Origin of the sequence: Pseudoduganella namucuonensis, from assembly GCF_900116645.1 — a bacterium.
Taxonomy (GTDB): domain Bacteria; phylum Pseudomonadota; class Gammaproteobacteria; order Burkholderiales; family Burkholderiaceae_D; genus Rugamonas; species Rugamonas namucuonensis.
Genome location: NZ_FPBO01000050.1, coordinates 39,541 through 50,909, shown reverse-complemented (window position 1 = coordinate 50,909; position 11,369 = coordinate 39,541). Strand labels below are relative to the sequence as shown.

General features: G+C 65.2%; 8 protein-coding genes. 4 read left to right on the top strand and 4 right to left on the bottom strand.

Annotated elements, in window-relative coordinates:
- The 3 genes from BM436_RS32655 to BM436_RS32645 all read left to right on the top strand — a co-directional run.
- On the top strand, window positions 1-165 hold a 165-nt coding region (locus BM436_RS32655), incomplete at its 5' end, for a transposase (protein WP_177307706.1).
- 283 nt (window positions 166-448) lie between these two features.
- Window positions 449-1,606 carry a TolB family protein gene (locus tag BM436_RS32650; RefSeq protein ID WP_218164977.1) on the top strand — a complete coding sequence of 386 codons (1,158 nt, stop codon included), beginning with the start codon at window positions 449-451 and terminating at the stop codon, window positions 1,604-1,606.
- Window positions 1,607-1,620: 14 nt separating this feature from the next.
- A complete protein-coding gene (locus BM436_RS32645; protein ID WP_093560725.1) occupies window positions 1,621-4,617 on the top strand; it encodes a TonB-dependent receptor in 2,997 nt (998 codons plus the stop codon).
- Between the two features lie 69 nt (window positions 4,618-4,686).
- On the opposite strand, the gene BM436_RS32640 is transcribed toward BM436_RS32645, so the two are convergent.
- The 4 genes from BM436_RS32640 to BM436_RS32625 all read right to left on the bottom strand — a co-directional run bounded on the left by BM436_RS32640 (window position 4,687) and on the right by BM436_RS32625 (window position 9,142).
- Window positions 4,687-5,208, bottom strand: a complete 522-nt coding sequence (locus tag BM436_RS32640) for a TetR/AcrR family transcriptional regulator (protein WP_229490948.1) — start codon at window positions 5,206-5,208, stop codon at window positions 4,687-4,689.
- 35 nt (window positions 5,209-5,243) lie between these two features.
- On the bottom strand, window positions 5,244-5,780 hold the full coding sequence (locus BM436_RS32635; RefSeq protein ID WP_093560721.1) for a dihydrofolate reductase family protein: 537 nt from the start codon (window positions 5,778-5,780) through the stop codon (window positions 5,244-5,246).
- Window positions 5,781-5,866: 86 nt separating this feature from the next.
- Window positions 5,867-7,330, bottom strand: a complete 1,464-nt coding sequence (gene zwf, locus BM436_RS32630; protein WP_093560719.1) for a glucose-6-phosphate dehydrogenase — start codon at window positions 7,328-7,330, stop codon at window positions 5,867-5,869.
- 132 nt (window positions 7,331-7,462) lie between these two features.
- Complete coding sequence (locus BM436_RS32625) at window positions 7,463-9,142, bottom strand: GH35 family beta-galactosidase (protein ID WP_093560717.1); 1,680 nt, start codon at window positions 9,140-9,142, stop codon at window positions 7,463-7,465.
- Between the two features lie 187 nt (window positions 9,143-9,329).
- On the opposite strand from BM436_RS32625, the gene BM436_RS32620 reads away from it, so the two are divergent.
- Window positions 9,330-11,309 carry a sialate O-acetylesterase gene (locus tag BM436_RS32620; RefSeq protein ID WP_093560715.1) on the top strand — a complete coding sequence of 660 codons (1,980 nt, stop codon included), beginning with the start codon at window positions 9,330-9,332 and terminating at the stop codon, window positions 11,307-11,309.
- Window positions 11,310-11,369: the final 60 nt, after the last annotated feature.

Below are 11,369 nucleotides of genomic sequence, written 5' to 3'. Positions count from 1 at the left end.
GCCGGCACCGAACTGGCCCGAGCCTGCACCGCGACGATCCGCGTCAAGCTGCTCAAAATCGGCGCGGCCATCGTGCGCAACACCCGCCGCGTGCGCGTGCTGCTTGCCTCGCAGCATCCCCTCAAGCACGTCTTCATCAGCGCCGCTCGCGCAATGGCCCCATAGCGCATGACAAGTGCTGTCCCCGGCACGCTATAAACAATGGGGGTAGGGGAAATTGCGTCTTGCGCTGCCATTTCCCCCTCAATCTCGTCGAAAACAGCCGACCTGGGCACCCTCGCCACCTCTGCACCGAATCTCGCCAGGGCAGAGACTCACTGATGAAATATCCGGGCTAGCGCAAACACCAGCGGCCCCCTTGCCGCCGCGGGGGCCGGCTCCCAGGAGCTGGACCGATCCGAAGACCGGCCGGCGCATCGTACGCGTCTCCGACGAGGACGGTTCCGGAGTGCTCTACTTCTACCGCCACGCCTACACGCCCGAGGGCGATGTCATGGTCATCAAATCGCCGTCGGGCATCGCCGCCGTGCGACTGACGGACTGGAAGACGACGCCGCTCATACAGGGCAAGGAAAACGAACTCCTGTTCATGCTGCGCACCACGCGCGAGGCGGTTTACAGCGTCTCCGATCCCGGGGAGGCGCTGGACCGCCCGAAGACCATCTACGCCATCCACGTCGACACGAAGAAGGTACGCCGGCTGGCGCGCATACAGGCCGGCGGCATCACCGGCGCCAACGCCGACGACACCATGCTGCTTGGCCAGGTGGCCTACGGCGCCAAGCCGCTGCAGCCCAAGGACCCCGCCAGCGTGGAGAAGTTCGGCCAGGCCGAATACGCGGCCCTGGGCCCGGACGGCAAGCCGCTCAACTTCGCCAAGGCCAAGGGCGTGCGCATGCTGGAGCGATGGGCCGCGCGCGTGCCGGCGGAGCTGTTCACCATCGATATCGCGACCGGCGCGCGCAAGGTCCTGCACCAGACGGAGGAATGGATAGGCCACGCGCAGTTCTCGCCCACCGATCCCAAGCTCATACGCTTCTGCATGGAAGGCCCGTGGCACCGCGTCGACCGCATCAAGTTGATCAAGGCCGACGGCACCGGCCTACGCAGCGTCCACACCCGCACCATGAACATGGAGATCTGGGGCCACGAGTTCTTCAGCCATGACGGCAAGTGGCTGTGGTACGACCTGCAGACCCCGCGCGGCCAGGTGTTCTGGGTGGCTGGCCTGGAACTGGCCACGGGCAAGCGCGTGTGGAAACGCCTGGAGCGGGACGACTGGGGAGTCCATTTCAACATCGCCCCGGACAACAAGACCTTCGCCAGCGACGGCGGAGACCTCGACATGGTGGCGCACGCCCCGGACGGCAAATGGATCTCGCTGCTACGGGCCTCCCCCATCGTCGACGCCGACCCGGCGTCCGACGACGGGAACCTCGTCACCATCGAGAAGTTCGCGTCGACACGGCTGGTGGACATGTCGGCCCACGATTACAGGCTGGAGCCCAACCTGCGCTTCACGCCGGACGGCAAGTGGCTGGTGTTCGCCTCCAACATGCATGGCGCCAACCATGTCTATGCCGTCGAGGCAGGCACCAATTCATAACAAGAGGAGACAAAATGGTACAAGCAACACACCGCGGGGCGCACATTCCAAACACCCGGCTGCGGCACATGGCGCTGGGCGCGATCGCGCTGGTGGCGGCGACGCAGGCGCAGGCCCAAGCTCAAACCCAGCGCGCGAGCACGGAAGTGGCGGCGGAAAACACGGTGGTGGTCAGCGGCTTCCGCGAAAGCCTGAACAACGCGCTGAACATCAAGAAGAACTCGGACGGCATCATCGACATCATCAAGGCCGAGGACGTTTCCAAGTTCCCGGACGCCAACCTGGCCGAGTCGATGCAGCGCGTGCCCGGCGTGTCCGTGGCGCAGGGCGACGGCGGCGAAGGCAAGCAGATCACCGTGCGCGGCCTGAACGCCGGCTTCACGCGCGTGCGCATCAACGGCATCGAGGGCACCTCGGCGACCGGCGCGTCCGACATCAACGGCAGCACCAACCGCGGCCGCGCCTTCGACTTCAGCGTGTTCTCGGCCGAACTGTTCAACAGCCTGGCCGTGCGCAAGACCTCCGAGGCGGGCATCGAGGAAGGCTCGCTGGGCGCGACCGTCGACCTGCGCACCGCCCGCCCCTTCGACTTCAAGGGCGAAACCGCCAGCATCGGCGCCCAGGGCCTGTACAACACCGTCTCTGAGAAAACGCAGCCGCGCCTCACCGCCCTGTATTCGAACCGCTGGGACACCGGCATCGGCAAGGTCGGCGCGCTGGTGTCGCTGGCCTACGCCAAGCGCAGCGCCATCGAGGAAGGCTACGAGGCGGTGGACATCGTCGCCGCCTCCGTCAACGGCGGCTTCTGCTCGCCGATCGGCGCCGCCACCCAATACCCGCTCAACAACCCGGCCAAGGGCATCGACGCGCGCAACTGCGGCTTCGGCGTGCCGCGTTCCGGCGACCTGGCCGTCTACAACAGCGTGATCGGCCGCAAGGACGATTTCGGCGGCACGGTGGCCAGCCCCCTGGGCGGCTCGGGCGCCTTCCATCCGCGCATTCCACGCTATCGCCGCTCGCAGACCGAGTACGAGCGCGCCGGCATCACCGGCACGCTGCAATGGCGCCCGGACCGCGCCACCGAGCTGAATCTGGACCTGATGGGCGGCCGCTACAGCAACAAGCGCTACGACAACTACATCCAGGCGATTTCCTTCGGCCGCGACATGGTGGAAAACGGCAAGGGCCAGACCTCGATCGTGGACGCGCGCTTCAACGAGAACGGCAGCTGGACCTACGGCAAATTCAACGGCGTCGACATCCGCAGCGAAGGCCTGGTGGACGAATACACCACCCTGTTCAAGCAGGGCGTGCTCTCGGCCCGGCGCGACATCACCGACCGCCTGGCCGTGGACGTGATGCTCGGCGTGTCCGATTCGCGCCTGAACAACCCGCACCGCGCCACCGTGCAGATCGACGCGCCCAACGTCAACGGCTTCACCTGGGACTTTTCGAAAGGCGGCGTGCCGGCGCTGGACTTCGGCATGGACGTGTCGAACCCGAACAATTTCTCGTTCGGCCCGCAGGGCGCCGACGGCACCGTGCACGGCAACTTCGTCGGCCGCTACCTGCGCACGTCGAACCGGCTGAAAACCAACGCCGTCAATCTCAGCTACGAGCTGACGGACAAGTTCACCATCCGCACCGGCTTGTCCGCCCGCAGGAACAGCTGGTTCAACTACGAGGTCCCCTCCGGCGGCATCCCGATCAAGGGCCTGCCGGCCGGCGTCTCGCTGGCGGACCTGACCCGCCAGATCTCGGGCTTCGGCAGCGGGCTGGGTAGCGGCGTGCCCACGTCGTGGGCGGCGGTGGACATGGACAAGTTCCAGTCCGTGTACAACACCGAGTGCCACTGCGCCGACGTGCCGCTGTCCGAGTATGTGCTGGCGAACCAGGTGAAGCGCCAGGTGGACGAAAAGATCGACGCGCTGTACTTGTCCGGCGACTTCAAGCTCAAGGCGTGGAGCGTGCCGCTGCGCGGCAACGTGGGCGTGCGCGCCGCCGACACCACCACCACGGCCATGCAGCTGATACGGGACCCGGCCGGCCAGCTGGTGCCGCGCGTGGTCGAGCACTCCTACCGCGACTGGCTGCCGGCGTTCAACGTGACGGCCACCCTGCCGAAAGACCTGCTGGTGCGCTTCTCGGCCGGCAAGACCCTGTCGCGCGCGGAATACGTGGACTTGTCGCCATCGGCCTCGATCAACCTCACCGGCCAGTCGGTCTCGGTGGGCAACCCGACGCTCGATCCGATCCGCGCCAACACCTACGACCTGCAGGCCGAGTGGTATTACGCGAAGAACGCGATGATTTCGGTGGGCGCCTTCCACAAGAACATCAAGACCTTCATCCAGCGCACCAACGAGCTGATGTCGTACGCGGAGACCGGCCTGTCCAACGCCTACCTGACCGGCACCGGATGCTCGATCACCGGCGGCACGCCGGCGTGCCAGATCCAGCCGGACACGCAGGTCAGCGTCAGCCGCATGGTCAACACCAAGGGCGGGCCGCTGGACGGCATCGAGGTCAATTGGCAGGTGCCGTTCACCTTCCTGCCCGGCGCGTGGAGCAATTTCGGCGCGCTGGCCAACTACACCCATGTGGAGTCGAAGATCACCTACATCACGCGGGTGGACAATCCGCGCACGCCGGCCAACGAGCAGTTGACCGAGGAGGCCAACTTCATCGGCCTGTCGCCGGACGCGTACAACCTGACGGTCTACTACGAGGACAAGAAGTTCAGCGCGCGCGTGTCGGCCACGCACCGCTCCAGCTTCATCCGCGACGTGCTGCGCAACGCCAACGGCAGCGACCATTCGTTCGCGGTCCCATCCACCCGGGTGGGCCTGTCCATGTCGTACAACGTGACGCCGCAGCTGCGCGTGTCGTTCGAGGCGCAGAACCTGACCGACGAGCCACTGCGCTATGGCAAGGACACGGAGCGCGACGACACTCTGCTTTACGGCAAATCCGGCCGGTCTTATGTGCTGGGCGCGAACTACAAGTTCTGAGCCTGGCCTTCAGTGAAACCGCGCACATGAGGCGCGGTTTTTTTCGGGATGCCCCTATCGATCCATCCTTCAGCGAGCAGCCAAACAATCCAACAGACAATCGAGGGACTGCCGATATTGCTCCTGTATAGTCCAGGCCTCCTCCTGCCGCTCAAGGCTCGCGGACGGAGGCAGGCCGCTGCCATGGGCGTGGTCGATCAGGATGTCGCGCCACAAGCGGGGCTGGGTCGTGACCTCTTCCAGCAGCGCGGTCAAGCGATCCGTGATCTGGCGAGTCACGCCGGCAAATGCCTCGGGCGAGGCGAAGATCGCCAGCGTCAGTTGCGGATGTCGGCGCACGGCGTCGTGATAGCGCGTGAGGATCGCGTGGATTTCCGACCGGCGGTCCGCTGATTCGCCCGCCCCCTCCAGCACCCCGGCATAGACCCGGTCCGATAGCGCCCGCAGCAGCCCCGCGCGGTCTTCCACGTGGTGGTAAAGGCTCATGGGGGTGACGCCCAGCCGGGTGGCCAGGGAGCGCATCGTCAACCCTTGTCCCCCGCCTTCATCCAACAACGTCAGCGCGGCAGTCAGGATGTCGTCGCGCGTCACCCCCTTCCCTTGCGCCGGACGTCCACGCGGCCGGGTCACGGCGCCAGCCGGTAGGTCGATTGCACCAGGCCCGACGGGAAGCTGCGGCTGGAGACCAGGGACAGGTCGATATCCTTCGGCAGTGTCCCGAACAGCGGTCTTCCAGACCCGATCAGCACGGGAACGGTGGTGATGACCATGTCCGCGATCAGCCCGTCGCGCAGGAACGACTGCACCACTTGCCCGCCATCGACATAAACCCGGCGTACATCCCGCGCCGCCAATTCCGCCATCGCGGACCCTGGCGAACCGTCGGAGAACCGGACCTTCCCCCTCAGCGCCTCGGGCACCGGCTCGCTGGCCAATTGTTTGGACAGCACCAGAACTGGCCGGTCATAAGGCCACGTGTCCAGGGTTAAAACCTTCTCGTAGCTCCCGCGCCCCATCACGATCATGTCCTTGTCGGCGATGAAGGCCGGGTAGCCGTGATCCTCGGCCGGGTCATCCCGCTGCAAGAGCCATTCGATGTCGCCATCCTGACGGGCGATGAAGCCATCCAGACTGATGGCGATGAAAACGTGTGCGGTGATCATTGGACGTCCTTATTTATATACAGTGTATATTTTATCCAAAAACCCACCGCGCACAAGACTCGCGACTCCAAATCAGTCGCCCAACACTACTCCGCCCAGCTGAAACCGTCGCGCGCCAGCAAGGCGAACGATTCCGACGGCCCCGATGTGCCGGCGGCGTAGGGGTACGGCTTCTCGGCCAAGGTGCTCCACCCGTTGATGATAGGCTCAACCCATTCCCATGCGGCTTCCAGCTCGTCGCGCCGCATGAAGTGGGTCAGGCGCCCGCGCACGACGTCGATCAGCAGCCTCTCGTAGGCCTCGGCCCGGCGCTGGGGGAATGCGGACTGCAAATCGAGGTTCAGCGCCACCTGCTGCATCCGCATGCCGCTGCCCGGCTGCTTGGCCATCACCTGCAGCTTGATCGCCTCCTCCGGCTGCAACTCGATCACCAGCCGGTTGGCGACCCCGCCGGGACTTTCGGGGAACAGCGGGAAAGGAGGATTGGCGAACTCCACGACGATCTTGGACGAGCGGCGCTGCATGCGTTTGCCGGTCCGTAGGTAGAACGGCACCTTGGACCAGCGCCAGGTGTCGACATAGGTGCGCAGCGCCACAAAGGTCTCGGTGCTGCTGTCGGCTGGAACGTTGCGCTCTTCCAGGTAGCCGGCCACTTCCTGGTTACCGCTCACGCCACGCACATACTGTCCGCGCACCGTGTCGCGCGCGATGCCGGCCAGGCTGAAACGGCGCAGCGAGCGCAATACCTTGAGCTTTTCATCGCGCACGGCGTCCGGCGCCAGCGACGCCGGAGGTTCCATGGCGACGATGCACAGCAATTGCAGCAAGTGGTTCTGCACCATGTCCCGCATCGCGCCGGCGCTGTCGTAAAACCCGGCGCGGCTGCCCACGCCCACGTCCTCGGCCACCGTGATCTGGACGCTTGAAATATTCGGTGCGCGCCACAAAGGTTCCAGAATGGAATTACCAAACCGCAGGACCATCAGGTTTTGCACGGTCTCCTTGCCCAGGTAGTGATCGATGCGGTAAATCTGCGATTCCGCGAAATGCTTGCCAACCGCTTCGTTGATCTCCACGGCCGATGCCAGGTCGCGGCCGAGCGGCTTTTCCAGCACCACGCGCGCGTTGGCGTCGACCAGGCCGGCTTCGGCCAGCTTGCCGCAAATGGTGGTGAACAGCGACGGCGCGGTGGCCAGGTAAAACACCCGCTCGGCGCCGGGGCGCGAGACGCGCGCCAGCGCGGCCAGGCCATCCTGTTGCACGTCGACGCGCACAAACTCAAGCAATTGCAGGAAGCTGCGCCATGCCTCTTCCGTAAAATTCCCTCCGCTGATGAAGGAGCGCGAATGCTCCTCCACGAAAGCGAGGTAGGCATCACGGCCGAATTCCTGGCGTCCAGTGGAAATAATGCGCGTGCCGGGCGGCAGGTTGCCATGCAAGTGCGCCATGTACAGCGCGGGCAGCAACTTGCGCATGGCAAGGTCGCCCATGCCGCCGAAGATGATCATGTCGAGGGGCAGGCCGGTGTCGGATTGCGAGGAAGTGGTCATATCGATCAAGATGGAGGTAGGTTCCGGTGGCGGGTCAGATGTACTTTCCCGGGTTTAAGGCAAAAGTGCGCTGTTGCCTATCATACCCAAAGTTAGCGCTAGCCACCGGACAGCGCGGTCGTGAAGCCGCCCTCAGTAGCTCCCCATGCTGATACGCAGGACCGTCGGCCGGGCGGGCAGGTTCAGGTCGGAGTCGACCTGGTCGCCATTCCAGTTGCGCTCCATGACCCATTTACCCGACGCGTCGAACTGGCCTTCCTCGACACGGAGGTACATGGCGGGCTTGCCCGCATTGGCGCCGGCACTCCCGAATTTCAGGCGTATCTGCTGGCCGATCACGATGAACTCGTTCTCGCCGATATGGGCGAAGGCGGCGCCGCCGGTCGGAAACTCCGTATTCGGAGGAAAGTCCTGCTTGTTCGCGGAATAGGCCCGGCTCCCCATCTGCCACTCGCGGAAGGACGCCGTGACGTTCCAGTTCCCGAGCGCGATGGTCTGCGGCGTGCGCTCATCGCTTTCGGCGATGCCGGAGGTACGGCCCTCCAGCGACCATTTCGCCCACAGCCGCTCCATCGGCCGGAACGCCGCGTAGATCTTGCCAAATGGCTCGGCCATGCTCTTGTCGTTCGTCTTTCCCCCCAAGGGATAATTGGTGTAGTCGGCATAGTCCACGCCGAACGGCGCGACGCCGATCGCGCCGCGTCCAAGAATCTGGTAGATGTAGCGCGCGAAATACGGCGCGTTCGCCATCTCCGGAACGAACAGCGCGTTGTCCGGGCGCTGGTATTTCGTCAGGTTCCCGGTCACCTGGTCCGACTCCTTGCCGTACAGGTCCGGGGCGGAAATGTCGATATCGGGGGCGGCCGCCTGATAGATGTCGACCACGTCGTAGGTCGGGCCGCCGGCGTTGAAATTGTTCTTCCACGGCGCGGCCGGCTCGACGGCGTCGCGCACGGCGGCGTTGACGAACATCGGCAGGTTGTAGACCGCGCGGCCCGCCTTGGCCACCTTGCCGATGTAGCTGGCCATCGAGTAGGCGAGGAAATACTCGTCCGCATACGGGCCGTAGACTTCGGACCAGGTCCCGCTGGCCGCGCCGCCTTCAACGGACGGCGGCGCCTTCTTTTTCGCCAGCACCGCTTGCGGAACCGGCTGGCGGAACGCCGCCTCGGCCTTCGGACTGTAGTCGCGCGCATTGTTGAACGTGCCGACCTCATTCTGGACCTGCACCAGGATCACGGTGCGGTGCGCCTCGTCGATCTTCTTCAAATGCCCCATGAAGGCGACGAATGCCTTGGTGTCCGCTTTCAGGGTCTCTTCGCCGTGCGGCGACAGGCAATAGGTCACTTTGCCGTTCTTGTCGTGCATGCGGGGGAAGCGCTGGTTGTCGGTCTTGACCCAGGCGGGAGTGTATTGCGGACGCGTGTTTTTCCAGGTGCCGAACCACAGCAGCACCAGACGCACATTGTTCTGGCGCGCCTGCGCCACCAGCGTGTCCACATAGCTGAAATCGAACTTGCCTTCGACCGGCTCGACCTGCTCCCAGGCGACCGGAATCTCGAGCGTATTGGCATGGGCATCCTTGACGGCGGCCCAGACTTTGGCCAGCGCGCCCGGATAGTTGCTCGAGTTGTGGGCCTGCACGCCGAGCATGGTGAACGGCTTGCCGTCGACCATCAGCGCGTGGCGGCCGTCTTTCCGCACAAGGTGAGGAAGGGAGGCGTCGGCTGCGGCGGCGCTGGCGACCACCTGTGCCGAGCACAAGGCGAGCATGCACAAGGCGGCGAAAAGGCGGCTGGAGGTTTTCTTCATGCGGTGGCTGGTCGGTAAAGGATTGGGCGGGATCGGTCACTTGATTGTGACTTGTGGCCCGCGGCGCCGCAATTGCTAAAATCCCCACCGTCACGTATTAAATTTACGACGCACGGCACAAAATCGTAAATCACCAAGGTGATTTTCACCATTGCCGCCCGCATCAGGCATCTGCAAGGATGGCGGAATGAGAAACCATACTCACAACCGCTTGGCGGGCATGGCCGCCCTCCTGCTTGCATCCTCACTAGCCGCGCCGGTGCGGGCGCAGACGGCGCCCCCGGCGTTTGCCGGCATTTTCAGCGACCACGCAGTTCTGCAGCGCGACGAGCCCTTGTCGGTGTGGGGCACGGCCGCCCCCGGCCTACGCGTGACGGTACGCCTGGGCAGCGCAAGCGCCGAGGCAAGCGCGGACGCAAACGGCCGATGGCGGGCGACCATGCCCGCGATGGCGGCGGGCGGACCGCATACCCTGTCCGTCACGGGCGGCGGCGGCGTCACGACGCTCAAGGACATCATGATCGGCGATGTCTATCTGTGCGGTGGCCAATCGAACATGGCGTTCCCGGCGCGGCTCTCCACCGGCGCCTGGCCCGACTTTCCCGCCAATCCGAATCTACGCTTCATCAATATTCAACTCGCCAGCGAACCCGCGGTCCAGGACGACCTGAAACGGCCGGTGGAATGGAGGGTGGTGACGCCAACGACGGCCGGCGAGGCCTCGGCGGTGTGCTACTACATGGCGCGAACACTGCAACAGACCCAGAAGGTGCCGGTCGGTTTCATCGGCTCGACCTGGGGCGGCACCACCATACAGGGCTGGATAGGCGCGTCGTCGTTGAAAACCCTGCCGGCCTACACCAAGAGGCTCGAGGCGCTGGCGGACATGGCGTCGAATCCCGCCAAGGCGATGGCCGACGAAGCGCGTCGCCACGAGCAATGGTGGGACGCGCACGACCCGCGGGCGCACGCGCAGCGCGCATGGCGCTTCCCGGAGTTCGACGACTCCGGATGGCCGGACCTGACACCGAGGGGATCGTGGAAGGATGCCGGCATCGCCGCGTTGGCGGACTTCGACGGCGCCGCGTGGTTCCGGACCAGCCTGACGCTGAACGAGGCGCAAGCGCGAGCGGCGAACGCAATCCAGCTCGGTCCCGTCGACACCTATGACAGCACCTGGGTCAATGGCGTGCGCGTGGGCGGCGGCAGTACCGCGTGGGTGTGGCGGGACTATGCCGTCCCCGCCGGTGTCTTCAAAACGGGCCGCAACGTGATCGCCATCCGCGTTCTTGGTGGCGGCACCGGAGGCGGGCTGACCGGCTTGCCGGAACAGCGTGGCGTCAAGACCGCCGACGGGCAGTTTATTGCCCTGTCCGCGCCATGGAAATACCAACTGGGCATGCGCTCGAAGGGGTTGTCGATCCCGCCGGCGCCATGGGATATACCGACCAGCCTGTCGACTCTGCACAACGCGATGATCGCGCCGCTGGCCGGCTACAAGTTCAAATTGGCCGCCTGGTACCAAGGCGAGTCCAACACCGACGCGGCAAAGGAATACGAGACGCTGCTGCCGCTGCTGATCGCCGATTGGCGCGAGACCTTCGCCCAGCCGGAATTGCCCTTCCTCGTCGCCCAGCTGTCGTCGTTCGGCTCAGTCGCGACCAAGCCCGGGCTATCTAACTGGGCGCAGTTGCGCGAGGCCCAGGCCAGGACCGTTCGGAACGACCGGCATGCGGGGTTGGCCGTCACCATCGACGTGGGCGACCGCACCGACGTTCATCCTCCGCAGAAAGCCGTGGTCGGCGAACGGCTGGCCCGTGCGGCCCGCGCGCTCGCCTACGGCGAGGCGATCGCGCCCGGAGGCCCGGAAGCGGCCGGCGTGACGCGCTCGGGTGAAGACCTGGTGGTCAAATTCAAGAACACCGGCGGCGGCTTGCGCACCTATAGCGCCGGCCATGCGATCGGTTTCGAAGCGTGCGCCGGCGCGGCCTGCGAGTATGCGCTGGCGGTGGCGCAAGGCGACACGGTGACGCTGAAAGGGGCCAATCTGCCGGGCAGGACGCACGTGCGTTATGCCTGGGCCGATGCGCCCTACGTGAATCTGTATGGCGGCGACGACCTGCCCGCGGCGCCGTTCATGATGGAGGTCGAACAAGCGGGCCAGTGAGCTCAGGCGAGAGCCGCCTGACGCAACACTGCAGCAAGCAGAAAGCCTTAGTTCGGAGTG

What these genes read in the sequence shown, in the direction of transcription:
- BM436_RS32645 (WP_093560725.1), top strand. Translation starts at nt 1,621, where the DNA reads ATGGTACAAGCAACACACCGCGGGGCGCACATTCCAAACACCCGGCTG.
- BM436_RS32635 (WP_093560721.1), bottom strand. Translation starts at nt 5,780, where the DNA reads ATGATCACCGCACACGTTTTCATCGCCATCAGTCTGGATGGCTTCATC.
- zwf (WP_093560719.1), bottom strand. Translation starts at nt 7,330, where the DNA reads ATGACCACTTCCTCGCAATCCGACACCGGCCTGCCCCTCGACATGATC.
- BM436_RS32625 (WP_093560717.1), bottom strand. Translation starts at nt 9,142, where the DNA reads ATGAAGAAAACCTCCAGCCGCCTTTTCGCCGCCTTGTGCATGCTCGCC.
- BM436_RS32620 (WP_093560715.1), top strand. Translation starts at nt 9,330, where the DNA reads ATGAGAAACCATACTCACAACCGCTTGGCGGGCATGGCCGCCCTCCTG.